Raw genomic sequence first — 26284 nt, forward strand, 5'->3', positions numbered from 1 at the left:
TGAATGCAAAGTTATTGGCTTGCGAACTTTGCGAAAAAGCTTTGCGCTCTTGCGATAAAATTATACTCAAAGCATAGTAACCTTAAACTTGAAACAAAGAAAACCTGAAACTAACTTAAAGGTCCAATCGTTGATGGCAATTCGAATATTTCGAGATCAAAATAAATTACCGAAGCCATAACGTGGTCAAAAATATCCGCCATAATATATTCGTAATTCGCCCATCGTTTGTCACTTGAAAAAGCATAAATTTCTAACGGAACTCCATGCGCGGTTGATTGTAACTGACGACACATAATATGCATATCCTTGTTCAAACCGGGATGCGTAACTAAATATTGTATAATATATTTTCTGAACAAACCTAAATTTGTCATATTTCGACCATTCAGCGAAAGCGATTTATCGACACCTTGCAAATTATTGTATTTCTCAATTTCGGCTTGTCTGCTTTCAATATAAGTACTGATTAACTGCACACGTTTCATATGATTCAAATCATCATTATTCAAAAACCGAATACTGCTGCTTTTTATCAGAATATGTCTTTTGATACGTCTTCCGTCAGATTTTTGCATTCCGCGCCAGTTTTGGAACGAATCTGAACTCAAAGCATAAGTTGGAATCGTGGTAATTGTATTGTCAAAATTCCGAACCTTTACAGTTGTCAGGTTAATCTCGATTACGTCGCCATCGGCACCAAATTTATCCATTGTAATCCAGTCACCAATCCTGACCATGTCGTTAATCGCGACCTGAACACTCGAAACGAATCCTAAAATAGTATCTCTGAAAATCAAGATAATAATCGCCGAAAGTGTTCCCAAAATCGTCAATAATTCACCTTTTTTAATTCCGAATAACGTTGAAATAATCATTGCAACACCAAAAATCCAAAGGACAATCATAATAACCTGAACAAAACTATCGATGGGTTTGTCGCTATATTCAGGCTTTTGTTTTAGATAATCACGTAAAGCATTAAAAATCGTTCTGATAATCCATAAACTGATCAAAACGATATAAATCCCAACTATTTTTCCAAACAGTGATTCCCAATAATCATATTTATCCAAAATAATTGGAACAGCTTTATAAATAAAGAAAAACGGAATTAAATAAGCGGTATATTTTGTGGTTTTGTTGTGAATTAAATAATCATCAAATTTTGTTTTTGTTTTTTGGGCAAAAATGGCCGTTAAGGTTACTAAAACAAATTTTGCGACATAATAAATGGCAAAAGCCAAAGCAACCATGATCCCTATATTGAAGAAAAGGCTGATATAAGACGCAAAATTGCGGCTCATTCCCCAATCTCGAAAAAGCGGGTATAAAAAATTAAATATTTTATCCAAAGGCTTATTTTGCATTATTTTCTAAGTATTTTTTCTCAATATAAAAAGTTCCAAAAGGAATAAGAGAAGCAATCAGGATAATTCCGAAAGTTTTTAAATCCCATTTTTGAGATTTTCTAAGCAAAACCGCTAATATAATGTATCCAATAAACAAAACTCCGTGCGTCATTCCTAACGGACGTAAAATGGTATGATATAGTTCAGGATTATTGCTTTTTATAACCAGCATATTGGCAAATAACACTAAATAAGAGATTCCTTCTAAAATTGCAGTAACTTTGAAAATCTTGAGCATGTATATATTTTTTAAGTTTATACAAGCAAAATTAGGTATTATGGTTGGTTTTTGAGGTATGAATCAATAAAGTAATTTACTTTTGTAATCTTAAACTTTGATAATGAGTAAACGCGATTTAAAAAAATATTTAGCCGAATTAAATAAGGAGCAGCTCGAAGAACAAATTATTGAGTTGTATGAAAAATTTGCTCCTGTAAAAGTATATTATGACTTTGTTTTTAGTCCTAAAGAAGATAAACTTTTGCAGGAAAGCAAGATTAAAATCTCACACGAATATTTCCCAATTAAAAAGCCATCATCAAGATGGAAACCAAAAGCCAAATTGAGGCGTTCTGTAGCTCAGAAATACATTAAACATTTCATTTTATTGGGTGTTGATCCTTTTGTAATTGCAGATATTATGCTGTATAACATTGAAATAGCGCAAACTTACTCGTTGAATAATTTTATTAAACAGGAATTATTTTACAAAAGCATGCTAAATTCTTTTGAACAAGCTGTTAATTTCATCATTTCTAATGGAATTTTGTCCGAATTTAAGGAAAGGATTTTTGCTGTTCAGCAAGAAACTATTCGGCAAAAATGGAAAAATAAATACGAATTTGAGGCAATTTCAGACAAAATAGACTTATAGAGGCTTTTCTCATAAAAAATCTTATTTAAAAAAATGATTTATTTTACGTTAAAATAAGATGAATAACTGTTTTTTCGGTGTATTTTTGCAAAAATCCAAAAATAAACAATGTCTCAAAACACTTTAGAAATAGAAAGAGAAGAGAAAAAAGAACTTTATGCATACCAGAAAGGCGATATCGATGCCATTTTTGAACGTTTAGACAATGCTCCTTCGAAACATCATTTATTATATCAATTGCCTACAGGTGGTGGAAAAACAGTAATTTTTTCTGAAATCGTGCGTCGTTATTTAGCAAATAATGATAAAAAGGTAGTGGTTTTAACGCACCGTATCGAACTTTGTAAACAAACCTCAAAAATGCTAAAAGGGTTTGGAGTTTCTAATAAAATTATCAATAGTAAAGTAAAGGAATTACCGGATCAAAACGAATTTTCGTGTTTTGTGGCGATGGTTGAGACCTTAAAAAACCGTATCAATGATGAAAAATTGCATCTTGATAACATTGGTTTGGTTATTATCGATGAGGCGCATTACAATTCATTCAGAAAATTATTAAACTCATTCAAAAACGCTTTTATTCTTGGAGTAACAGCAACGCCTTTGAGTTCAAATATAAAATTACCAATGCACCAGAGTTATGATGAACTTATTGTGGGAGACACCATTAGTTCATTGATTGACAAAGGTTTCCTTGCAAAAGCAACAACCTATAGTTATGATGTGGGATTAACATCATTAAAAGTAGGTATTAACGGAGATTACACCGTAAAATCTTCAGACGATTTATATACAAATACTATCATGCAGGAAAAGCTTTTGCATGCGTACACAGAACGTTCATTAGGTAAAAAAACCCTGATTTTCAACAACGGTATTCATACTTCATTATATGTATACGAAACGTTTAGAGAAGCCGGTTACGACATCAGACACCTTGATAATACAAGCAGTGCCGAAGAACGTAAAGATATTTTGGCTTGGTTCAAAAAAACTCCGGATGCTATTTTAACATCTGTAGGAATCTTAACCACAGGTTTTGATGAGCCAACAGTTGAAACGATTATTTTAAACAGAGCAACAAAATCACTTACTTTATATTACCAAATGATTGGTCGCGGATCTCGTAAATTACCTGGTAAAGACGAGTTTACAGTGATCGATTTAGGAAATAATGCGGCACGTTTCGGATTATGGAGCGAGCCCGTAAACTGGCAGCATATCTTTAAATCACCTGAATTTTATTTAGAAAATCTTCGTGATGATACTGAAATCGAATTGTATTTCAAATACAGTATGCCACCGGAATTACGCGCAAAATTTAGTAAAACTGCAGATGTTACTTTTGATGTTGATGAAGAACACAAGCTAATCATCAAACAAAATTTACGTTCTAAAGTAGTATTAGACAAATCATTAGAGCAACACGCCGCAATGTGCGTAGACAATACCGAAACATTACAAGAAGCAAAATCATTAGGAAAAGAACTTGACGACGACATTGATTGCCGTATCAAACGTTATTCAAAATGTTTAAGCCAATGTAGTAAAAACTACCGCGAATGGCTGGTTGACGATTATAAACTAAAACTAGTACTATTAATAGGTAAAAAGTATCGTGAAAAAATCATGAACGAACCGGATGAATAGAAAAAATTTATTTTAAGTTTTTATTCTGAAGGTTTTTTAGTTTCAGGTTTTCAGTTTAGCTTTCAGTTTGTCAGGCTGAGCGGAGTCGAAGCGCACTCCATTTGGAATTTGGAATTTAAAAATTGGAATTTTCCGAAGCTATTTCCTGCTGTCCGCTATATCTTTTCCCGGCTAAAGAAGCCAGAAAAAGGATGCCGCTTCCATCAGGGCTAGGGCTTTATGTTTCATAAAAATATTTCGATACTATTTGTCAGACTGAGCGGAGTCGAAGTTGTCAAGATTGCGGCGATCCCTCGACAAAAATGAGAGCAAAAAATAAAGAACCAAAGGTTCTAAAAAAAATCATCCTGATAGTTATCAGCACAAAATTAAAAAGGTTTCAAGTTTAAGTTAGTTCCAATCTTAAGAACAACCTGAAACTTGAAACAAAAAAAACAAAAATTAAACATGTCTAAACAATTTTCAGCATTAGGAGTTTCAGCACCAATTTTAAAAGCGTTAAGCGAATTAAACATTGTTGAACCAACAGAAATTCAACAAAAAACAATTCCAATGCTTTTATCTGAAAGCCATGATGTTGTAGGTTTAGCAAAAACAGGAACCGGTAAAACAGCCGCTTTCGGATTACCATTATTACAATTAATCGATACCGAATCTGCAATTGTTCAGGCTATAATTTTGGTACCAACCAGAGAACTTGGACAACAGATATTTAGAAATTTAGAAGATTTTGGAAAACATATTCCAAATATCTCAATAGCTTCAACTTGTGGTGGAATCCCAATCAAACCACAAATCGAGCGATTATCACAGCCAACACATATTGTTGTAGCAACTCCGGGACGTTTAATCGATTTGATTCAGCGTAAAGCAATCGACTTAAAACAAGCAAAATATTTAGTTTTAGACGAAGCCGATGAAATGGTTTCAATCTTAAAAGAAAGCTTAGATGAAATCGTTGCCGAACTTCCTAAAAAACACAGAACTTTATTATTCTCAGCTACTTTGCCGGGAACAATCAAACAATTGATTCAGAATTACTTAGATAAAAATGTAGTTCAGGTTAGTGCGAATATGGAAACTGTTGGTAACCAAGGAATTGATCACGAATATATTGTTGTTGACCCAATTGAAAAACTCGATGTTTTAATGCATTTTTTAAATTCCAAAGACGGCGAACGCGGAATTATCTTCTGTAAAACTAAAGCAGCGGTCAATAAACTGGCTAAAAACTTAGCAATTAATCGTTTTTCGTCAGGCGCGCTTCACGGTAGTTTATCTCAGGGAATTCGTGACAGAATCATGGAACAATTTCGTGAAGGACATATCAATATTCTGGTTGCTACAGATTTAGCAGCAAGAGGAATCGATGTAAAAGAAATATCTTATGTTGTCAATTATCATTTGCCTGATACATACGAAAACTATGTTCATCGTAGCGGAAGAACAGCAAGAGCAGGAGCAAAGGGACTTTCATTAACCGTTTTACAACAGGAAGAAGTAGCAGAAATTCCGGAATTTGAAAAAGAATTAGGAATTAAATTTACTCAATTCCAGAAACCTTCTGTAGTAAGTTTAGAAGAAAATAATACGCTTTTATGGGCAAAACAAATCTTCAAAACCAAACCAAATCACGATATTTCAGATGATTTAAAAACGAAGGTAAAAACTGTTTTTCATCATCTTACTAAAGATGAATTAATTGAAAAATTAATGGCGAATTACGTTCTTCAAAACAAAGTTGAAGTAACTGAAAAACCTGTTAAAAAATTCAAAAAGTAACATTTGTAATTTTTGATTTCCTTATATATATTGTAATTTTATAGTGCATACGCAACGCATTATACAAGCATATTATGGCAGATATTCAAATACAAAAGATTACGCTAAACGAGATTGAGCAATTACAAAAAATTGGCCGACAGACTTTTCAGGAAACATTTTCAGAATCCAATTCTGAAGAAAATATGAAAGATTATCTCGACAAAGGTTTTGCCACAGAAAAACTAACCGAAGAATTGACCAATAAAGATTCTGAGTTTTATTTTGCAACTTTAGATAACGAAGTAATTGGTTATTTAAAAGTCAACTTTGGCGCATCTCAAACCGAATTAAAAGATGATAAAGCACTTGAAATTGAACGAATCTATGTTTTAAAAGAATTTCACGGCAAAAAAGTCGGACAATTACTTTACGATAAAGCTATAGAAGTTGCCCGACAAAAAAACAATGATTATGTCTGGTTAGGTGTTTGGGAGGAAAATCTGCGAGCGATTGGCTTTTATACAAAAAATGGGTTTATAGAATTTGACAAACACATTTTTAAGTTAGGAGATGAAGAGCAAACAGATATTATGATGAAACTAAAATTGACAAATTAATTCCATAAGAATTTAAAAGAAAACTCAAAATAGGGTTTTGTATTTGGAATTATAATGTTAAATTTATACAACTGCTAAAGCAGAATAGTTTTACTCATAGAATCTACTTAATAAATAACACATGAATATAGTCATCATAGGAGGTGGTTTTGCAGGACTAAATCTGGCAAAAGAACTTGTAAACCAACCTGATATACAAGTAACTCTTGTAGATAAAAACAATTATAATTTTTTCCCCCCACTTATATATCAGGTTGCTACGGCATTTTTAGAGCCATCAAGTATTAGTTATCCTTTTAGAAAATTCTTTGCAGGGAAAAAGAATCTTCAATTTCGTTTAGGCGAATTACTATCTGTAGTTCCTGCCGAAAATAAAATAATTCTGAACAACGGCGAATTAAAATACGATCATTTGGTTTTTGCTACAGGAGCTGAAACCAGTTATTTTGGTATGGAAAACGTGATGAAAAACGCTATTCCGATGAAAACCTTAAATGATGCCATCGAAATGCGTAATACACTACTTAAAAACCTGGAAAAAGCCGCTATTTGCAAAGATATACGCAAACGTCGTAAATTATTAACGATTGTTGTTGCCGGAGGAGGACCAACAGGAGTAGAGGTTTCAGGAATGTTTGCTGAAATGCGTAAAAATATCCTGCTAAAAGAATATCCTGAATTAGATACATCGGCAAGTAATGTTTATTTAGTCGATGGGGGAGACGCACTTCTGGCGCCAATGAGCAAGGCTTCGCAAGAAGATACGCTGGATGCATTGACGAAATTGGGAGTTGTAGTTAAACTGCATACAAGAGTTACAGATTATATTGATGATACTGTATATTTTGAAAATGGAGATACCATTAAAACCAAAAATTTAATTTGGGCAGCAGGAGTTTCTGCTAAAATTTTTGAAGGAATACCAAAAGAAAGTTACGGCCGTGGAAGACGTATGGCGACAGATCAATATAGTAAAGTAAATGGTCTTACAAATGTGTACGCCATTGGTGACACAGCTATTACGGCGGGAGATAAAAATTTCCCGGACGGACATCCGCAAGTTGCTCAGGTTGCAATTCAGCAAGGATTAAATTTGGCCAAAAACTTTAAAGCGCAAATCAAAAACAAACCTTTAAAGCCATTTGCTTATAATGACAAAGGTTCTATGGCAATCATAGGAAAAAATAAAGCAGTAGTGGATTTACCAAGTCCAAAATGGCATTTCAAAGGCTTTTTTGCCTGGATTATCTGGCTGTTTATCCACTTGATATCCCTAATTACTTATAGAAACAGATTAAATACATTCTGGAATTGGATGGTGGCATATTTTGCCAGCGATCAATCGCTGAGAATGATTATCAGACCTGATAAGAGATCTTAGATTTTAAATTCCAAATTTTGAAATTCCAAATTCCAATATATTGAGAATATTAATTGAACATAAAAAAAAGCCAGAATTTAATAAATTCTGGCTTTTTTATGCTCAATTTTTGTCATTTCGACGCAAGGAGAAATCACACGCATTAATCGTCAAAGTTTTGGAGATATTCTATGCGGAATTTCTCGTGTGATTCTTCCTCAGAATGACAAGATTGTGCAGAAAACATCAAATATCATAAAAAACAAAAGATTATATAAAATTCGAATTTGGAATTTGATAAAAACTAGTGTCCAACCAAAACATCATCATTTTCAGATACTTCAACTTTATTTTTAATAAAACGTTTACCAATATTCAGTACAACAAAAGCAATAATTGTTGTTGCTGTCATAATAAAAACCATTGGCGCCACAGAATTTTTGACAAAAACTCCAACAGCAAATGATGCTAAAGCTCCTAAACCTAACTGAATAGCGCCCATTAACGCCGAAGCACTTCCTGCATTTTTAGCAAACGGAGCCATTGTAAGTCCTGCAGTATTGGGATTTGAAATTCCTAAACAGCCTAAAAACAAGAATAACATTGCGATCGTTTCATACAATCCTAATAGATTATTTACAGAAAGAATCAGGAAAATGATTGCAATAACAGATTGTAATATCAATGCGCCAAAAATCATTTGCTCGCTTGTAAATTTCTTCAATAAAACTGAATTCAACTGACTCGAACCAATAAAACTAACCGACATAAAGGCGAAAATCCATCCGTAAGTTTTAGCATCTACATGGTAAATATCCATAAAAATAATAGGAGAAGCGGCAACATAGGTAAATAACCCTGAAAAAGCAATAGATCCAGTAAATGCATAAGTGAAAAACTGGGGTTCTTTAAGCACTTTCAAAAAATTAGAAATAATTGGCTTTGGTTTTAATGAAATCGAAGTGTCAGGTTTGTAACTGTTTGGCAAACCAAGTTGAGCGGCAATTAAAATCGCAATTCCCATACACATTAAAATAAAAAATACGGTATGCCAGCCGTAATCTTCTGTAACATAACCGCCTATAGTTGGCGCCAACATCGGCGAAAGCCCAAGAACAAGCATTAATAATGAAAAAACTTTCGGGATATCTTTTACGGGAAATAAATCTCTCACCATTGCAACTGAAGCAACTGTTGCAGCACAACTACCCACAGCCTGAACAAAACGTAATATTATAAATGAATCAATGTCAGCAACATAAACACATCCTAAAGAAGCTAAAATGTAAACCAACAAACCAATAAATAAAGGTTTTTTTCGTCCAAAACGGTCTAATAAAGGTCCGTAAAGTAATTGTCCGGCAGAAATTCCGATAAAATAACTTGATAAACTCATAGAAACTTTTGCAACCGTAGTATGTAAATCTTTTGCAATTCCTGAGAAACCAGGCAAATACATATCAATTGAAAAAGGACCAAGTGCTGTTAAAGAACCTAAAATAAGTATGAGTTTTATGTATTTTTTCGTTGTCATTGTCTTAAATAATTGCTTTTAATTTCGGGCAAAGGTAAATATTTACTACCTTGTTATATAATAAACGCCTTATTATATAAAAAAAGGCTGATTATTTTTTAAGGATTGATTTCAAAATGATATCAATTTTAATCTAAATTTAAAACATATGAAAAATTACATTTTACTATTAGCTCTTATTTTTACAACACTTTCATTTGCTCAAACAATTGTATCAAAAAAAGAAGACGCAAGCCCGGAGCAATACGCGCTTCTTCAAAAAGTAAACGAATATTATCCGGATATTACGCTTAATAAAGCGGTTACAAATTTTTATGCTGACGGAAAAATCATTGATACTCAGCAAGAGTTCAACTTAGACACTTCTAAATTTTCAAGTTATAGAATTGGAATTGAGCCAGATAACAAAAAATTATTGTTTGAATATGTTTCTACAGAAACTGGAAAAGTTTACGGAGATGTTACAATTTTTAAAGGAAATGCCTTAAGAACAACATTCTCAGAAAAAAACAATGAAATAAATGTTGCATTAAACGGAAAATCTGTTTATTTGAAAAAACTGAAATAATAGCATTTTATATTCAAAAGAAAAGCATCCGATACGTTGGATGCTTTTTTTTGGTTTATATTTGGAAACTATTGTATTTAATAAAAATTTGAGTCAAAATGAGAAAATCTATTCTACTGTTATTATTAGTTTCTTTTTCAGGATATTCACAAACAAATCGGTTTACCGGAACCTGGAGTACTGAAAATTGTAAAGATTGCAGCAAGGAATATGTTTTGACATTAAACATAGCACAATCAAACAGCAAAATTTTTGGAACTGCAGAAATTACAAGCAGCAATGAAAAATTTGTAACCAGCATTATGGAAGTTACCGGATATGTTCATGGATTTGGTGAAAAGGCTCAAATCAATATAAAAGCTAAAAACGGTACTGCAAGCGCGGTTCTTTTTGCAAATGATCAATCTCTACAATTCAATAAACGAGGCGGCGACGATTTAGTTCCCAAAGAAACGATTCTCACGAAGTTGTATTAGAAAAAGATCTTATGACATTTGAGCAAGCTTTAATAGCAAAAGAAGTTATAGGCAAAACAATAACAATTAATAGTCGTGAACATAATGTGTATATTGGTCCATATGATCAAGATGATCTTGTTTTATGGAAATATGCTTACAGTACAAACATTTCTAGTTTTAATCAAACATCAATGCATGATGATTTAGCGAAAGAATATTCTAAAAATTCACAATTTAAGGTTTATGGAATATTTCAAAATTCTGTCCTACAATTGTACAAACTTAATAACGAACTGTTCACAAAAAATACTATAAATATAAAAGCAGAGAAAGAAAATGAGCAATAGTAACTGGAAAGCAATAAATCCTTTGTAGAGCAAAAAGCTTGGAAACAGATATCTTAACCCTCTTTCAGTATATATCTTTTGAACTATAATTTATATTATGTAAAATACAATATTTCGAAAAACCTTCTCCAATAAAAACTGATCAAACAAACCATAATTAGTAGTTCAGAATCAATCCCCATCTTGATTTCTAATCCTTGTAGAGAATTCAAAAAACTTTAAAGATTTTTAAACGCTTAAAAATGATTTTTAAAGTGTGTAATCATCAAATTTTTTCACTATCTTAAAATAATAATATTCTCTTGAAGATGCTTTCATTGTAAGAGTTTATTTTATTATTTTTACATTCGATACTTTAAAAAAATTATCAAAAATATATGAATACAATTGCTGAGCATATTGCAGATTTTTTGAAAGAATACCCGCCATTTAATAATTTAACTTTTCAGGAATTATCTGATATTGCTACAAATATTCGTGTTATCAATTTAGAAAAACACGCTGTTTTATTTCAAATCAATGATACACTTCATGATAGTTTTTATGTTGTGGCTTCTGGCGTCATAAATTTAACGACAATTGCAGATGCCGAGGAAACTCTTATAAACAAATGTCACGAAGGCGATATTTTTGGCTTACGTCCGTTTTTTGCCAAGAATAACTATATGATGACAGCAAAAGCACGTGAAGAAAGTATAATTTATGCAATTCCTATCGCTGTTTTTAGACCATTTGTGGCTAATAATTCAGATGTTTTAAACTTTTTATTAGAAAATTTTGCCATCAATTCGCGTCATGCAAAAGACAATGTAAATTCTCAGGGAAAACTAATTTCTGATACTGCATTTTACGTTGATCAGCAAACCGAAATGCAATATATTCAATCGCTGGTGTATAATAATTCGCCATTAACAACTGAATCTAACAAAATTGTTAGAGATGTTGCTATATTGATGACCGAATCAATGGTCGATAATATCGTGATTTGCGAAAAAAACAACCCGATTGGTATTGTTACAAATGCCGATTTATCATCAAAAATTGCAACAGGCCGCTATCCTATTACTGAAACAATTGATAAGATTATGTCTTCGCCGGTTGTTACAGTAATTGAAAATGTTTCTTTGGCGGAAGCTCAATTATTAATGCTAAAACATAATGTTACGCATTTATGTGTTACCAAAGATGGTACGAGTAAATCTGCTGTAAAAGGAATTATTTCTGAACATGATTTGATTGTCGCTCAGGCCAGTAATCCTGGTGTTTTGATTAAGGAAATCAAACGTTCTCAGCTTCCTAAAGATTTGAAACAAATACGTGATCGTTTGTCTGATTTGATTCAGAATTCGATTCAGAAGAATATTCCAATTTCTCATGTTAGTAATATTGCAAGTGAAATTAATCTCGCAATTATAAAACGCGCTGTCGAATTGTCTATTTTAGATTTAGGCTCACCTCCTGCCCGTTTTGCATGGTTAAGTATTGGAAGTCAAGGACGTAAAGAACAATTATTACTTACGGATCAGGATAGCATTTTAATTTTTGAAGATGTAGCTCCGGAGAAATACAGAGAAGTAAAAGATTATTTTTTAAGATTAGCCAAAAGAACTACTTCTATATTAGAAAAAGTTGGTTATGAATATTGCCCAAACGGACATATGGGAAGCAATATGTTATGGTGTAAGTCATTGACTGACTGGACAAAACAATACAACAGCTGGATGAATACTCCAGGTGAAAACAGCAACGATTTAAGTAGTATTTTCTTTGATTATGAAATTGTTTTTGGAGAACCAAAAATAGAAGAAGTAATTGAAAATGTTATTTTCAAGAATGCCGTCAACAATACTTTATTCTTTGACTTTTTAGGAAATGATGCTTTAAAGAAAAATTCGGCTTTGAGCTTTTTCAAAAAATTCATCGTTGAAGAAGAAGGTCCGCATAAAACAAAATTTGATATTAAAACCCGCGCATTAATGCCATTAATTGATGCAGCTCGTTTATTGATTTTAAATTCAAATATAAAAGGAATCAAAAACACCTATTTGAGATTCAAACAATTAGCAATCACAGATTCTAAAAATGCCGAAATATACTTAAGTTGTGCTGAAGCATTTTTGATTTTGTCAAAATTTAGAACTGTTGAAGGATTAAAAAATGACGATTCCGGACAATATATCAATTTGCGAGAAATGTCTAAAACGGACAAAGAGAAGTTAAAAAATGCCTTAACCCCAATGAAAGACCTTGAGGAATTAATTAAGAGTAAATTTCAACTTACACAATTCTCATAAATATGTTAGACTGGATTAAAAATATTAGCAAAGAGTATCCGGATTTCTGGAAAGACTATCTGACTAAATTTGAAACGAAACCTAATAGGTTTGTAGTTGTATCGACTGAAACTTCCGGATTAAATCCGAATAAAGATGTGATTTTGTCTTTAGGTGCTTTTTCAGTTATTGATGACAGTATTATCATAAAAGATAATTTTGAAGCTGTTTTATTGCAATACAAATTCTTGCAGGATAATGGACTTTCAAATGAATTCATTATCGAAAGTAAAATGCTCAAAATGCCTGAACCGGATGCGATTGAAGCATTTGTGAATTTTGTAGGCAACGCTGTTTTAGTTGGTCATCATATTAATTTTGATATCGAAATGCTAAATGCAGCACTAGAACGTCTGGATTGCGGAAGATTAAAAAATGAAGCTTTGGATATCGATATGATGTATCGCAAATTAACAGATATCAACGACAAACAATTTTCGTTAGACGATTTAAGCGAAATATATAAAATCCCAAAAAGTGACAGAAACTCATCATCTGAAGATGCGTACAAAATTGCGCTTTTGTTTTTGAAGTTAAAATCTAGATTGGGAATTAAATAAGAAAAGCTTTTTAAATTATTATAAGTGATTAAAGTTCTATTTGTCAGACTGAGCGAAGTCGAAGTCCTTGTCAGACTGAGTGAAGTCGAAGTTCCGCAAAGTGATTCTGCGTATTTTTTGTCATTCCGAGGAACGAGGAATCTCCGTAAGTGACTCGACATTTAGGAAGTACTTTATGTTAGTTTCTTGCGAAGGTTCCTCGCTCCTCGGAATGACAAGATTGTGGCTACTTTGACAAAAATGTTCAGCATAAAACAACAAAAATGCCTCTTAAAATTTAAGAGGCATTTTTTATTCTATTTATCTGAATTAAGAAATTCTTTCTTTCTGAATTTCTTCTACAACTTCAGGATTTAATAATGTTGATGTATCTCCAAAATTAGAAAAATCTCCTTCGGCTATTTTACGTAAAATTCTACGCATAATTTTTCCTGAGCGAGTTTTTGGTAAGCCTGAAACAAACTGAATTTTATCCAGTTTTGCAATTGGTCCAATGTGATCAGAAATATATTGATTAATCTCTTTAGACAGGTTTTCTTTATTTCTAACTTCTCCTGATTCTTTCAAAATTACATAACCATACAAAGCATTTCCTTTAATATCATGCGGGAATCCAACAATTGCAGATTCTGCAACTGCAGGATGTTCGTTGATCGCATCTTCAATAGGAGCTGTTCCTAAATTATGACCAGAAACAATGACAACATCATCTACTCTACCTGTGATTCTGTAATATCCAACTTCGTCTCTTAATGCTCCGTCTCCTGTAAAATATTTTCCAGGGAAAGCTGAGAAATAGGTGTCTTTATAACGTTGGTGATCTCCCCAGATAGTTCTGGCGATTCCAGGCCACGGAAATTTAATACACAAACTACCTACAACTTGGTTTCCTTCAATTTCGTTACGTTTTTCATCCATTAAAACAGGTTGGATTCCCGGTAATGGTAAAGTTGCATAAGTTGGTTTTGTTGGTGTAACAAAAGCAATTGGCGAAATCATGATTCCACCAGTTTCTGTTTGCCACCATGTATCAACCACAGGACATCTTTTATCTCCTACGTGGTCATTAAACCAGTGCCATGCTTCTTCATTGATTGGTTCTCCAACAGATCCAATAACTTTAAGAGATTTAAGAGGATATTTTTGAATATAATCTAAACTCTCTTTTGCTAATGAACGAATTGCTGTTGGCGCCGTATAGAATTGTGTGATTTTATGTTTTTCGATAATATCCCAAAAACGGCTAAAATCCGGGTAAGATGGAACTCCTTCAAAAATTACGGTTGTTCCACCATTCAATAATGGTCCGTATAATATGTAAGAGTGACCAGTAATCCAACCAATATCAGCAGTACACCAGAAAATATCGTTTTCTTCGTGACTAAAAACATTTTTGAATGTATATGCAGTGTAAACCATATATCCGGCAGTGGTATGAACCATTCCTTTTGGTTTTCCTGTTGATCCTGAAGTATATAAAATAAACAAAGGATCTTCGGCATCCATGATTTCAGCAACGCTGTTATCTAAAGCTTCGTCTAATAAAGGCTGTAACCATTGGTCACGACCTTCTTTCATTTTGATTTCGGTATTGGTTCTTTTTACAACCAAAACTTTAGAAACTGTTGGACAAGTATCTAATGCTTCATCAACAATTCCTTTTAAATCTATAGTTTTATTTCCTCTGTAACCTCCGTCAGAAGTAATGACCATATTACATTCGCAATCATTGATTCTTGCAGAAACTGCCGAAGCTGAAAATCCTGCAAAAATAACGGAGTGAATGGCTCCAATTCTGGCGCAAGCTAATACAGCTACTGCCAATTCAGGAATCATTGGTAAATAAATACAAACTCTGTCGCCTTTACGAACTCCTTGCTCACGCAAAACATTCGCCATTTTCGAAACTCTTTCGTAAAGTTCGTTATATGTTATATGTAAAGCACTTTCGGATGGATCGTTCGGTTCAAAAATAATCGCCGTTTTTTCTCCTCTTTTGCTTAAGTGTCTATCGATGCAATTTTTAGTAATATTAACTTTTGCTTCAGTAAACCATTTTACTTCGGCATCAGCCATATTAAAATCAACAACTTTTTCCCATTGTTGGTACCACGTGAAATTTTCTTCTGCTATTTTCCCCCAAAATTTCCTAGGTTCCCTTATTGACTTATTGTAATGTTTAAAATATTGTTCTAAATTTTCAATTTTATAATAACTCATATGTTTTTGGAATTTTTCTATAAATGTATTAAATATCAGCGTATTCTTAAAATTATTTAATTCATAAATTTTATCATATAAAAACACATATTAAAAAAAATATCGTCTTTTTATGTATATTCTATAAATTTTTACTTTTTTGATTAAAAAGCATATTACAAAAAAGGCACGATAAATAAATACCATGCCTTTTTATTTTTAACAATTTCAATAACAATTAATTTTCGTAATTCTGCATTACAATGCCTTATTCTATTTTGAAAATAGCAGCAGCTTTATTAATTAAAATGAAACTTCAACAAGTATACTTATTACTAAATATACCCCTTCATTCGGGATTAGCTTCACTTAACTTACTTAATTACAGAAGTTAAGTGAATGCAATATGCCTCTATATCCATTTTTCTTAATAAGTGCTTACTAATTCAAAATATTACTTAGAACAGAGATACAGTGCAAATCCCACATTCGAATGTGTGGTAATTCCCAATTTATTATCCAATTTTTTTCATTGCAGTCATTGATTCTCTCAACCACGCTCCTACTTCTTCGATAGGATGTTGACGAATTTCTTTGTTTACTGCAATCAAAACAGCATTATCTACTCCGTTTGAAGTTGAAAATGGTTTTCCTATTACGTTTGTTTCTACTTTTTTCATGAACTCAGTCAATAAAGGTTTACAAGCATGATCAAATAAATAACAACCATATTCTGCTGTATCCGAAATAACGCGGTTCATTTCAAATAATTTTTTTCTTGCAATTGTATTTGCGATTAATGGTAACTCGTGTAATGATTCATAATAAGCTGATTCTTCGATAATTCCAGCTTCTGTCATAGTTTCAAAAGCTAATTCAACACCAGCTTTTACCATTGCAATCATTAAAACTCCATTATCAAAATATTCTTGTTCAGAAATTGCAGCATCTGTTGGAGCCGTTTTTTCGAAGTTAGTTTCTCCTGTAGCTGCTCTCCATTTTAATAAATTAACATCGTCATTAGCCCAGTCAATCATCATTGTTCTTGAAAATTCTCCTGAAATAATATCGTCCTGATGTTTTTGAAATAACGGACGCATGATGTCTTTTAATTCATCTGCAAGCTCATAAGCTTCAATTTTTGCAGGATTTGAAAGACGGTCCATCATATTTGTGATTCCACCATGTTTCAAAGCTTCTGTGATAGTTTCCCACCCGTATTGTATTAATTTTGAAGCATATGCAGGATCGATTCCTTTTTCAACCATTTTATCAAAACATAAAATAGATCCGGTTTGCAATAATCCGCAAAGGATTGTTTGCTCGCCCATTAGATCTGATTTTACTTCGGCAACAAATGATGATTTCAAAACTCCGGCTTTATGTCCGCCAGTTCCTACAGCGTAAGCTTTTGCCTGATCTAGACCAAAACCGTTTGGATCATTTTCAGGGTGAACTGCAATTAAAGTTGGTACGCCAAAACCTCTTTTATATTCTTCACGAACCTCAGAACCAGGACATTTAGGCGCACACATAATTACGGTAATATCTTTACGAATCTGCATTCCTTCTTCAACAATATTAAAACCGTGAGAATATGCTAATGTAGAACCTTGTTTCATTAATGGCATAATGGCGGTAACTACAGCGGTATGTTGTTTATCTGGCGTTAAGTTACAAACTAAGTCAGCAGTTGGAATTAATTCTTCATAAGTACCTACAGTAAAACCGTTTTCAGTAGCATTTTTGTAAGAAGCTCTTTTTTCAGCAATCGCATCTGCACGTAATGCATATGAAATGTCTAAACCGGAATCTCTCATGTTTAAACCTTGATTCAAACCTTGTGCACCACATCCTACAATCACAACTTTTTTTCCTGCTAATGCTGAAATTCCGTCTGCAAACTCTGATTGCTCCATAAATTCGCAAACTCCTAATTGTTCTAATTGTAATCTAAGTGGTAATGTATTGAAATAATTTGCCATTTTTCTTTTTAATATTTAATGAATTGTAATTATAATAATTGAGTTGTTAATAGTTGTTATTTGAATGTTTCTAATAAGCTTGAAATTTCCATTTTTTCTTTAGAAACTGATATTCTGCCCGAACGTACAAATTGCATAATGCCGTAAGGTTTGAATTTTGCGTATAATTCTTCGATTTCAGAACGTCGCCCGGATTTTGAAATCACGAAAAAATCACGAGAAACTGTCACGATTGTTGCTTGGCTTTCCTTGATGATATTCTGAATTTGTTTTTCATCAAATAACAAACTTGAGGCGATTTTAAATAAGGCGTTTTCTAAATAAATCGTCTCTTCATCTGTATGATAAAAAGCTTTTATGACTTCGATTTGTTTTTCAATTTGTCCCACAATATTCTTAACCCATCTTTCTGTTGTATCAACGACAATGATGAATCTTGAAACATTCTCAATTTCTGATTCTGAAACGTTTAGACTTAATATATTAATGTGACGCTTTAAGAATATTCCTGATATTCTATTTAATAAACCCACGTTATTTTCTGAATATACCGATATGGTAAATGTTTTATCTTCCATTTTGTTTTTAGTTTTTTTTTGTTTCAGGTTTCACGTTTCAAGCTCTTCAACTTGAAACAAAATAAACCTGAAACTTGAAACTTTTTTTTAGCTTAATCTAATTTCAGAAACACATGCTCCTGTTGGAATCATTGGGAAAACGTTGTTTTCTTTTTCTACCATAACTTCTAAAAAATAAGAATCTTTTGACGCCATCATTTCTGCGACAGCGGCATCTAAATCTTCTCTTTGTGTTACTTTTTTAGATTTGATATAATATCCTTCGGCAATTGCAACAAAATTTGGATTAATCATATTTGTTGAAGCATATCTGTTATCAAAAAACAATTCCTGCCATTGACGTACCATTCCTAAGAATTCATTGTTTAAGATGACAATTTTTACAGGTACTTTTGTCTGGAAAATCGTTCCTAATTCCTGAATCGTCATCTGGAAACCTCCGTCTCCAATAATAGCAACAACCTCACGATCCGGTCTTCCCATTTTAGCTCCAATTGCAGCTGGCAAAGCGAATCCCATTGTTCCTAATCCTCCCGAAGTAATATTACTTTTGGTTGTATTAAATTTAGCATAACGACAAGCAAACATTTGATGCTGACCAACATCTGAAACGATAATTGCATCACCTTTTGAGTGTTTGTTAATCATTTCCATGGTTTCACCCATCGAAATACCTTTATTATTTGTTGGATTTAATTCTTCGTTTATAACCGTTTCAACTTCGATTTTAAGTAGTTCTTTAAATTCATTGTGCCAGGAATCATGAGAATTCTTTTCGATTAAAGGCAATAAAGCTGTTAAAGCTTCTTTTACATCTCCTAAAACGGCAACTTCTGTTTTTACGTTTTTATCAATTTCTGCAGGATCAATTTCAAAGTGAATTACTTTTGCCTGTTTTGCATAAGTCTTTAAATTTCCGGTCACGCGATCATCAAAACGCATTCCAAGTGCAATTAAAACATCACATTCGTTAGTCAGCATATTTGGCGCGTAGTTTCCGTGCATTCCAAGCATACCAACGTTTAATGCATGATCTGTTGGCAAAGCCGAAAGTCCTAAAATCGTCCATGCTGCAGGAATTCCAGATTTTTCAATAAACGCTTTTAGCTGCTCTTCGGCCTGACCGAGAATAATTCCCTGACCAAAAACAATAAAAGGTTTTTTTGCGCTATTGATTAAAGCAGCAGCTTCGGCCACTTTATCCAGTTTTAATTTTGGAACCGGAACATAACTTCTGATTGCGGTACATTTTTCATAACTAAAATCAAACTCATCAAACTGAGCGTTTTTAGTAATGTCAATTAATACGGGACCCGGACGACCAGAACGGGCAATATAAAATGCTTTTGCAATGATTTCAGGTATTTCAGAAGCTTCTGTAATCTGATAATTCCATTTTGTTACCGGAGTCGAAATCCCGATTATATCTGTTTCCTGAAAAGCATCAGAACCCAATAAATGTTTCCCTACTTGTCCTGTAATACAAACCATTGGAGTTGAATCGATTTGGGCATCTGCAATTCCGGTTACTAAGTTTGTTGCCCCAGGCCCTGACGTTGCAATTGCGACCCCAACTTTTCCTGTAGCTCTTGCATATCCCTGAGCTGCGTGTGTTGCGCCTTGTTCATGACGTACTAAAACGTGGTGTAACTGATCCTGAAATTTAAATAATTCGTCGTAAACCGGCATTATTGCTCCTCCGGGATATCCATAAACCAAGTCTACGCCTTCTGCTAATAAACATCTTATTACGGCTTCTGCCCCTGATATTTTCATAGTATATTTTGTTTTCAAAAATCAATTTCAATTTTCAATTTCAAAAATTAATTGCAATTTCAAAAATCAATTGCAATGTCAAAATCAATTTTCAATGGTAGTTTTAAATTGATCTTTTAATATTTCTATTTGCTATTGATTTTTGTTATTGTAATTGACATTGTAATTGTCGTTGATATTGATTTTTGATATTGTTATTTATTAATTATTTATCGGTAACGCAACCTGTAGATGCGCTTGAAACCGATCTTGCATATTTAAGCAAAACTCCTTTTGTAACTTTTAAAGGAGGCTGAACCCAACTCGCTTTTCGAGCTGCAAATTCTTCGTCGGATATTTTCAGGTTGATTGTATTTTTTACGGCATCGATAGCAATTATATCACCATCTTTTACTAAAGCAATACCACCTCCATCATAAGCTTCTGGTGTAATGTGTCCTACGACAAAGCCATGTGAACCTCCAGAGAATCTACCGTCTGTAATAAGAGCGCAGCTGCTTCCTAATCCGGCTCCAATAATTGCCGATGTAGGTTTTAGCATTTCAGGCATTCCCGGACCACCTTTTGGTCCACAATACCTGATGACGACTACATTTCCCGGTTTTATTTTTCCGGCCTCAAGTCCTGGGATTACTTCAAATTCGCCTTCAAAAACTACAGCAGGACCTTCAAAATATTCTCCTTCTTTTCCGCTGATTTTTGCAACAGCACCTTCAGAAGCAAGATTTCCATATAAAATTTGAATATTTCCGGTTGGTTTTAATGCTTTTTGAATTTCATGAATTACTTGTTGTCCGTCTTGTAAATCCGGAGTGTTAGCCAAATTCTCTGCAACTGTTTTTCCGGTTACAGTCAAACAATTTCCGTGAATCAATCCTACTTTTAATAAATATTTCATTATAGAAGGAATACCTCCCACTTCATGAATATCTTCCATCATGTATTTACCACTTGGTTTCATGTCCGCCAATACTGGTGTTTTATCGTTTATAGCCTGAAAATCATCTAATGTGATTTCGATATCAACAGCGTGGGCCATTGCAATTAAGTGCATAACCGCATTTGTAGAACCTCCTAAAACAGCAACAATTGTAATTGCATTTTCAAAAGCTTTACGGGTCATGATATCTCTTGGCTTAATATCTTTTTCTAATAAAATTTTGATCGCTTCTCCTGCAGCAAGACATTCGTCTCTTTTATCCTGACTCAAAGCAGGATTTGAAGAACTGTAAGGCAAACTCATTCCTAATGCTTCAATTGCAGATGACATTGTGTTTGCAGTGTACATTCCGCCACAAGCACCAGCTCCGGGACATGCATTTTGAATAACACCTTTAAAATCTTCCGGAGTAATTTCGTTTTTAACTTTTTTTCCTAAAGCTTCAAAAGCAGAAACAATATTTAAGGATTCACCTTTCCATTTTCCGGAGTGAATTGATCCTCCGTAAACCATAATCGACGGACGATTTACTCTTCCCATCGCTATTAAAGCACCTGGCATATTTTTATCGCAACCCGGAATTGCAATAATACCATCATACCATTGTGCTCCCACAACTGTTTCGATAGAATCTGCAATTACATCACGGGAAACAAGTGAAAAACGCATTCCTTCAGTACCGTTTGAAATTCCGTCACTGACACCAATAGTATTAAAAATAAGTCCGACCAGATTTGCATCCCAAACACCTTTTTTGACATCTTTTGCCAAATCATTCAAGTGCATATTACACGTATTACCATCGTAACCCATGCTCACAATACCTACTTGTGCTTTTTTCAAATCTTCTTCAGTTAAACCAATCCCGTACAACATGGCTTGCGCCGCAGGTTGTGTTTGATCTTGAGTGATGGTTTTGCTGTACTTATTTAATTCCATTATGTATTATTTTATTTTAATTTTTATTCAAAAAAAAACCTTCCAATATTTGGAAGGTTTGTAATATAGTTTTTCAATTATATTTATACCATTCCCGATGCATATGTGTGAATCACATTGACAACAACGACAGAAGTAATAATAATTGAGATTTGCATCTTTATTTTTTTAGTGTCACAAAAGTATGAAAACTTATAGGACTAAAAAAATAAAATCTCAACATTTCACATACTTCTTGTTATTTATTTCATTATTTTAATAAAAAACTTAAACAATTGTCGATTGTCCGATATGAACATTGTCATTATTAAAATACAATAAGTCATCCTTGCTGAAAATAAAATTTGAAACAAACTCCCCTACTTCATTTGTACCGAATTTTGAATCTGATTTTAAATCAACCGTAACCACTTTATATTCAATTGCTTTTTCAACTGCCTGATAAATTACATTTGCTTCTTTAAACAAACCAAAATGCTCTAACAACATCGCTGCTGATAAAATTGAAGCAATTGGATTGGCGATATTTTTTCCTTTTGCCTGAGGATAAGAACCGTGAATAGGTTCGAAAAGCGCATTTTTTTCTCCTAAAGATGCTGAAGCCAATAAACCAATAGAACCTGTAATAACACTTGCTTCATCTGATAAAATATCTCCAAATAAATTCTCAGTCAAAATCACGTCGAATTGTTTTGGATTCAAAATAATCTGCATTGCTGCATTATCCACAAACAAAAAATCTACAGCTACATCAGGATAATTCAGACTTACTTTCTGAACTACTCTTCTCCATAATCTTGAAGTTTCCAAAACATTTGCTTTGTCCACCATCGTTAACTTTTTGCGTCGGTTTTGTGCCGATTTAAAAGCTAAGTGTGAAATTCTGGTAATTTCTTCTTCTGAATATTCACATAAATCCGAAGCATGTGTTCCTTCTTCATTTAATGTTTTTGCTCCAAAATAAGCTCCGCCAGTTAATTCTCTGAAAATAGTAAAATCAGCACCTTCAATAATTTCTCTTTTTAAAGGAGAAGCATCAAGCAATGATTTATATGGTTTTATAGGACGAATATTCGCAAACAAACCTAATTCTTTACGAAGCCTCAATAATCCCTGCTCCGGACGAACTTTTGCATTTGGATTATTATCATATTTAGGATCTCCAATGGCTCCAAACAAAACTGCATCTGTGTTTAAACAAAGATTTAAAGTTTGTTCCGGCAACGGATTTCCTGTTTTATCAATGGCAATTGCTCCCATTAGAGCTTCTTCAAAAACAAATTCATGATTATACACTTCACCAATAGCATATAATGCTTTTTTAGCTTGTGCAATTACTTCTGGTCCAATTCCGTCTCCCGGTAAAACTGCTATTTTCAAATTCATAACGTCTCGTTCTTTATGTATTTAAATCTTTATTTTTTATCTTTCTTCTTTGCTCTATTTTCTTTTCTCTTCTAAACTAGCTTCTGATTAATTCGTCCTGAATTTTAGAAGCTTCAATTATCTGATGAATATCAACATCTAAAACTTCTTTTTTAATATCGGCGAATCTCAAAAATTCAATATACACAAGGTCTAATTGTACTTTTGTAAGTTCATAACCTACTTTTTTAGCGCGGTAAGCCAAAGCTGCACGGCCACTTCTTGCTGTCAAAATGATAGAAGATTCATTCACACCCACATCAAGCGGATCCATGATTTCGTAAGTTGCTCTGTTTTTGATCACACCATCCTGGTGAATTCCAGAACTATGTGCAAAAGCATTTGCGCCAACAATAGCTTTATTTGGCTGAACGATCATTCCCATACTTTCAGAAACTAATCGGCTCATTTCATTCAATTCTCTTGTATTGATATTGGTGTCAAGATTTAAGTAAGGATGTTGTTTAAAAATCATTACCACTTCTTCAAGTGCAGTATTTCCGGCTCTTTCGCCAATACCATTTATAGTACATTCTATTTGTCTTGCTCCATTTATAGCGCCTGCAATAGAGTTTGCAGTTGCCATTCCTAAATCATTATGACAGTGACATGAAAGGATTACGTTTTCGATTCCTTTTACGTTTTCTATTAAATATTTAATTTTTGCTCCGTATTCATCCGGTAAACAATATCCTGTTGTATCTGGGATATTTAATACCGTAGCTCCGGATTTGATCACTTCTTCACAAACTTTTGCAAGGAAAGCGTTATCCGTTCTGCCGGCATCTTCTGCATAAAACTCAACATCTTCTACATAAGATTTTGCGTGTGATACAGCATATTTTGCTCTGGCAATAATGTCTTCTCTTGTGGTATTTAATTTATGGAGAATATGAGATTCAGATGTTCCGATTCCTGTGTGGATTCTAGGTCTTTTAGCGTGCTTTAAAGCCGCCGCAGCAACATCAATGTCGTTTTTTACAGCTCTTGTTAGTCCGCAGACGGTAGCGTTTTCTACAATTTTACAAATCTCAGAGACCGATAAAAAATCGCCCGGACTTGACACAGGAAAACCTGCTTCGATAACGTCAACTCCCATTTTATCAAGTCTTTCTGCGATAACTAATTTTTGTTTCGTGTCTAACTTACATCCTGGAACTTGTTCGCCGTCGCGCAAAGTGGTGTCAAAAATTTGAACTTTCTCTCTATTCATATTCATTTATTTAATGTAATTTCACATCTTGATAACAAATATATATTGTACTTTCTCAGTACGAAATTCATTTTAATGAAATTATACTGTTCATAACGCAATTTATAACGTATTAAATAACTAAAAATCAATAAGTTACATTATTATATTTTACAATGGCTAACCATCAAAAAGATTTCTTATTTGTATTGATTAAATCTCTTTCTAAATCTGAAAAAAGACAGTTTAAGATTTTTGCAAGCCGTTTAGAAACGAGTTCAAATACGAAATTCATCGAATTATTTAATATTTTAGATAAATCCGAAACCTACGATGAAAAGCTTATTCTAAAGAGCGGAATCATTAAAAAAGTTCAGTTATCTAACTTAAAATCATACTTATACAAACAAATTCTGGTAAGTATTCGATTGAATATTCCAAGCCAGAACATTCGGTATCAATTGCGTGAACAAATAGATTTTGCCGGTATTTTATACAATAAAGGACTTTATAAACAGAGTTTGAAAATTCTGGATAAGACAAAAATCATTGCGCTTGAAAATGATGAAAAATATATGGCGTATGAGATTGTAGAATTCGAAAAACTAATCGAATCGCAATATATTACCCGAAGTATTCAGGGACGCGCCGATGAATTGGTCATTCAGGCAAAAGAACTGAATTACCGAAATACTATTTCAAGTAAACTATCAAATTTATCGCTTCAGCTTTACGGAATCATGCTTAAAACGGGTTATGTGAAAAATGATGATGAATACAAATATATTGATGATTATTTCAACAAACATATTGCAAAATTAGACGAAACTAAGTTTGGTTTCCGTGAGAAATACTGGTTTTATAATGCTAATCTATGGCGAAGTTTTCTTGTTCAGGATTTCCTTGCCAGTTATAAATATGCTTACAAATGGGTGACATTATTTTATGATAACCCCAATATGATTTATCAGAATCCTGTATTTTTCTTAAAAGGAAATCATTATTTTCTGGAGTCACTTTATATGTTGAAGTATAAATCGAATTTTAAGAAATATCTAACTCTTTTAGAGAAAACAATTCACGATGATAAATTTCCGGTAAACGATAACATTGCATCGCTATCATTTTTATACGTTTACAACAATAAACTTAATTTGCACATTCTGGAAGGTACTTTTGCCGAAAGTGAATATCTGATTCCTGACATTCTGGATAAAATTAAAATTCATAGTGAACATCTTGATGAACATCACGAAATGTTGTTTTATTATAAGATTGCTTCTATTTATTTTGGAAATGAAAAGTATACGGAATGTATTCATTATTTAGATAAGATCATCAATAACAAGAACTTATCAATGCGTGAGGACTTAATGTGTTTTGCGAGACTTTTATCGTTGATTGCACATTATGAATTAGGAAAAGATTATTATTTAGAAAATCATCTAAAAAATACCTATAAATTTCTAATCAAAATGAACGACTTACATGAAGTTCAAAAGGAAATTATCAAGTTTTTAAGAAACCTGAATAACTTATATCCCGCTGATATCAAAAAAGAATTCATAAAAATGCGTTTGCGTTTTATTGAATTAGAGAAAATCCCGTACGAGAAAAGAGCTTTTCTTTATCTGGATATTATTTCATGGCTTGAAAGTAAAATCGAAAATAAAAAAATTGCTGATATTATTAGAGAAAAGGCAAAATTGAATAGCCGATAGGAAATAGAAATTCCATAAAAAACACAAACCCGACAGATTTTAATTAAAATC

General features: G+C 33.0%; 21 protein-coding genes. 11 read left to right on the top strand and 10 right to left on the bottom strand.

Annotated features, from left to right (window positions below):
- Positions 1-110: 110 nt before the first annotated feature.
- Positions 111-1307, bottom strand: a complete 1197-nt coding sequence (locus ACHZDT_RS09660; protein ID WP_394774419.1) for a mechanosensitive ion channel family protein — start codon at positions 1305-1307, stop codon at positions 111-113.
- 52 nt (positions 1308-1359) lie between these two features.
- Complete coding sequence (locus ACHZDT_RS09665) at positions 1360-1650, bottom strand: DUF3817 domain-containing protein (protein ID WP_394774420.1); 291 nt, start codon at positions 1648-1650, stop codon at positions 1360-1362.
- Between the two features lie 103 nt (positions 1651-1753).
- On the opposite strand from ACHZDT_RS09665, the gene ACHZDT_RS09670 reads away from it, so the two are divergent.
- The 5 genes from ACHZDT_RS09670 (at position 1754) to ACHZDT_RS09690 (ending at position 7699) form a co-directional block, all read left to right on the top strand.
- Positions 1754-2287: a DUF6155 family protein gene (locus ACHZDT_RS09670; protein WP_394774421.1), complete on the top strand. Its 534-nt coding sequence runs from the start codon at positions 1754-1756 to the stop codon at positions 2285-2287.
- Positions 2288-2395: 108 nt separating this feature from the next.
- A complete protein-coding gene (locus tag ACHZDT_RS09675) occupies positions 2396-3937 on the top strand; it encodes a DEAD/DEAH box helicase (protein WP_394774422.1) in 1542 nt (513 codons plus the stop codon).
- A 447-nt stretch (positions 3938-4384) separates the two neighbouring features.
- Positions 4385-5719: a DEAD/DEAH box helicase gene (locus ACHZDT_RS09680; protein WP_394774423.1), complete on the top strand. Its 1335-nt coding sequence runs from the start codon at positions 4385-4387 to the stop codon at positions 5717-5719.
- 74 nt (positions 5720-5793) lie between these two features.
- A complete protein-coding gene (locus tag ACHZDT_RS09685) occupies positions 5794-6318 on the top strand; it encodes a GNAT family N-acetyltransferase (protein WP_394774424.1) in 525 nt (174 codons plus the stop codon).
- A 121-nt stretch (positions 6319-6439) separates the two neighbouring features.
- Positions 6440-7699, top strand: coding sequence for an NAD(P)/FAD-dependent oxidoreductase (locus tag ACHZDT_RS09690; RefSeq protein ID WP_394774425.1), 1260 nt, complete (start codon positions 6440-6442; stop codon positions 7697-7699).
- A gap of 283 nt (positions 7700-7982) precedes the next feature.
- Here ACHZDT_RS09690 and ACHZDT_RS09695 read toward each other — a convergent pair whose 3' ends face one another.
- The gene (locus ACHZDT_RS09695) at positions 7983-9212 is read right to left on the bottom strand and encodes a multidrug effflux MFS transporter (protein WP_394774426.1); all 1230 of its coding nucleotides are present in this window, start codon (positions 9210-9212) and stop codon (positions 7983-7985) included.
- A 148-nt stretch (positions 9213-9360) separates the two neighbouring features.
- On the opposite strand from ACHZDT_RS09695, the gene ACHZDT_RS09700 reads away from it, so the two are divergent.
- The 5 genes from ACHZDT_RS09700 (at position 9361) to ACHZDT_RS09720 (ending at position 13478) form a co-directional block, all read left to right on the top strand.
- Positions 9361-9780 carry a hypothetical protein gene (locus ACHZDT_RS09700; protein WP_394774427.1) on the top strand — a complete coding sequence of 140 codons (420 nt, stop codon included), beginning with the start codon at positions 9361-9363 and terminating at the stop codon, positions 9778-9780.
- A gap of 98 nt (positions 9781-9878) precedes the next feature.
- A complete protein-coding gene (locus tag ACHZDT_RS09705) occupies positions 9879-10256 on the top strand; it encodes a hypothetical protein (protein ID WP_394774428.1) in 378 nt (125 codons plus the stop codon).
- An 11-nt stretch (positions 10257-10267) separates the two neighbouring features.
- Positions 10268-10585, top strand: coding sequence for a hypothetical protein (locus ACHZDT_RS09710; protein WP_394774429.1), 318 nt, complete (start codon positions 10268-10270; stop codon positions 10583-10585).
- Positions 10586-10962: 377 nt separating this feature from the next.
- Positions 10963-12879, top strand: coding sequence for a DUF294 nucleotidyltransferase-like domain-containing protein (locus ACHZDT_RS09715; RefSeq protein WP_394774430.1), 1917 nt, complete (start codon positions 10963-10965; stop codon positions 12877-12879).
- A gap of 2 nt (positions 12880-12881) precedes the next feature.
- Positions 12882-13478 carry a PolC-type DNA polymerase III gene (locus tag ACHZDT_RS09720; protein ID WP_394774431.1) on the top strand — a complete coding sequence of 199 codons (597 nt, stop codon included), beginning with the start codon at positions 12882-12884 and terminating at the stop codon, positions 13476-13478.
- Between the two features lie 309 nt (positions 13479-13787).
- On the opposite strand, the gene acs is transcribed toward ACHZDT_RS09720, so the two are convergent.
- The 7 genes from acs to ACHZDT_RS09755 all read right to left on the bottom strand — a co-directional run bounded on the left by acs (position 13788) and on the right by ACHZDT_RS09755 (position 24533).
- Positions 13788-15698, bottom strand: a complete 1911-nt coding sequence (acs, locus tag ACHZDT_RS09725; RefSeq protein WP_394774432.1) for an acetate--CoA ligase — start codon at positions 15696-15698, stop codon at positions 13788-13790.
- A gap of 494 nt (positions 15699-16192) precedes the next feature.
- A complete protein-coding gene (gene ilvC, locus ACHZDT_RS09730; RefSeq protein ID WP_394774433.1) occupies positions 16193-17662 on the bottom strand; it encodes a ketol-acid reductoisomerase in 1470 nt (489 codons plus the stop codon).
- A 56-nt stretch (positions 17663-17718) separates the two neighbouring features.
- A complete protein-coding gene (gene ilvN / locus ACHZDT_RS09735; RefSeq protein ID WP_394774435.1) occupies positions 17719-18240 on the bottom strand; it encodes an acetolactate synthase small subunit in 522 nt (173 codons plus the stop codon).
- Positions 18241-18327: 87 nt separating this feature from the next.
- The gene (gene ilvB / locus ACHZDT_RS09740) at positions 18328-20016 is read right to left on the bottom strand and encodes a biosynthetic-type acetolactate synthase large subunit (RefSeq protein ID WP_394774436.1); all 1689 of its coding nucleotides are present in this window, start codon (positions 20014-20016) and stop codon (positions 18328-18330) included.
- A gap of 205 nt (positions 20017-20221) precedes the next feature.
- Complete coding sequence (ilvD, locus tag ACHZDT_RS09745) at positions 20222-21895, bottom strand: dihydroxy-acid dehydratase (RefSeq protein ID WP_394774438.1); 1674 nt, start codon at positions 21893-21895, stop codon at positions 20222-20224.
- A gap of 267 nt (positions 21896-22162) precedes the next feature.
- The gene (leuB, locus tag ACHZDT_RS09750) at positions 22163-23281 is read right to left on the bottom strand and encodes a 3-isopropylmalate dehydrogenase (protein ID WP_394774439.1); all 1119 of its coding nucleotides are present in this window, start codon (positions 23279-23281) and stop codon (positions 22163-22165) included.
- Between the two features lie 76 nt (positions 23282-23357).
- The gene (locus ACHZDT_RS09755) at positions 23358-24533 is read right to left on the bottom strand and encodes a 2-isopropylmalate synthase (protein ID WP_394774440.1); all 1176 of its coding nucleotides are present in this window, start codon (positions 24531-24533) and stop codon (positions 23358-23360) included.
- A 155-nt stretch (positions 24534-24688) separates the two neighbouring features.
- Here ACHZDT_RS09755 and ACHZDT_RS09760 point away from each other — a divergent pair, with 155 nt between their 5' ends.
- Positions 24689-26233, top strand: a complete 1545-nt coding sequence (locus ACHZDT_RS09760) for a hypothetical protein (protein WP_394774441.1) — start codon at positions 24689-24691, stop codon at positions 26231-26233.
- The last annotated feature ends 51 nt before the right edge of the window (positions 26234-26284 follow it).

It is taken from the genome of Flavobacterium sp. (assembly GCF_043722275.1).
In the GTDB taxonomy this organism is placed as follows: Bacteria; Bacteroidota; Bacteroidia; order Flavobacteriales; family Flavobacteriaceae; genus Flavobacterium.

What these genes read in the sequence shown, in the direction of transcription:
- ACHZDT_RS09755 (WP_394774440.1), bottom strand. Translation starts at nt 24,533, where the DNA reads ATGAATAGAGAGAAAGTTCAAATTTTTGACACCACTTTGCGCGACGGC.
- ACHZDT_RS09660 (WP_394774419.1), bottom strand. Translation starts at nt 1,307, where the DNA reads ATGAGCCGCAATTTTGCGTCTTATATCAGCCTTTTCTTCAATATAGGG.
- ilvC (WP_394774433.1), bottom strand. Translation starts at nt 17,662, where the DNA reads ATGGCAAATTATTTCAATACATTACCACTTAGATTACAATTAGAACAA.
- ACHZDT_RS09690 (WP_394774425.1), top strand. Translation starts at nt 6,440, where the DNA reads ATGAATATAGTCATCATAGGAGGTGGTTTTGCAGGACTAAATCTGGCA.
- ACHZDT_RS09665 (WP_394774420.1), bottom strand. Translation starts at nt 1,650, where the DNA reads ATGCTCAAGATTTTCAAAGTTACTGCAATTTTAGAAGGAATCTCTTAT.
- ACHZDT_RS09760 (WP_394774441.1), top strand. Translation starts at nt 24,689, where the DNA reads ATGGCTAACCATCAAAAAGATTTCTTATTTGTATTGATTAAATCTCTT.
- ilvN (WP_394774435.1), bottom strand. Translation starts at nt 18,240, where the DNA reads ATGGAAGATAAAACATTTACCATATCGGTATATTCAGAAAATAACGTG.
- acs (WP_394774432.1), bottom strand. Translation starts at nt 15,698, where the DNA reads ATGAGTTATTATAAAATTGAAAATTTAGAACAATATTTTAAACATTAC.
- ACHZDT_RS09695 (WP_394774426.1), bottom strand. Translation starts at nt 9,212, where the DNA reads ATGACAACGAAAAAATACATAAAACTCATACTTATTTTAGGTTCTTTA.
- ACHZDT_RS09675 (WP_394774422.1), top strand. Translation starts at nt 2,396, where the DNA reads ATGTCTCAAAACACTTTAGAAATAGAAAGAGAAGAGAAAAAAGAACTT.
- ilvD (WP_394774438.1), bottom strand. Translation starts at nt 21,895, where the DNA reads ATGGAATTAAATAAGTACAGCAAAACCATCACTCAAGATCAAACACAA.
- ACHZDT_RS09720 (WP_394774431.1), top strand. Translation starts at nt 12,882, where the DNA reads ATGTTAGACTGGATTAAAAATATTAGCAAAGAGTATCCGGATTTCTGG.
- ACHZDT_RS09705 (WP_394774428.1), top strand. Translation starts at nt 9,879, where the DNA reads ATGAGAAAATCTATTCTACTGTTATTATTAGTTTCTTTTTCAGGATAT.
- ACHZDT_RS09700 (WP_394774427.1), top strand. Translation starts at nt 9,361, where the DNA reads ATGAAAAATTACATTTTACTATTAGCTCTTATTTTTACAACACTTTCA.
- ilvB (WP_394774436.1), bottom strand. Translation starts at nt 20,016, where the DNA reads ATGAAAATATCAGGGGCAGAAGCCGTAATAAGATGTTTATTAGCAGAA.
- ACHZDT_RS09715 (WP_394774430.1), top strand. Translation starts at nt 10,963, where the DNA reads ATGAATACAATTGCTGAGCATATTGCAGATTTTTTGAAAGAATACCCG.
- ACHZDT_RS09685 (WP_394774424.1), top strand. Translation starts at nt 5,794, where the DNA reads ATGGCAGATATTCAAATACAAAAGATTACGCTAAACGAGATTGAGCAA.
- ACHZDT_RS09670 (WP_394774421.1), top strand. Translation starts at nt 1,754, where the DNA reads ATGAGTAAACGCGATTTAAAAAAATATTTAGCCGAATTAAATAAGGAG.
- ACHZDT_RS09680 (WP_394774423.1), top strand. Translation starts at nt 4,385, where the DNA reads ATGTCTAAACAATTTTCAGCATTAGGAGTTTCAGCACCAATTTTAAAA.
- ACHZDT_RS09710 (WP_394774429.1), top strand. Translation starts at nt 10,268, where the DNA reads ATGACATTTGAGCAAGCTTTAATAGCAAAAGAAGTTATAGGCAAAACA.
- leuB (WP_394774439.1), bottom strand. Translation starts at nt 23,281, where the DNA reads ATGAATTTGAAAATAGCAGTTTTACCGGGAGACGGAATTGGACCAGAA.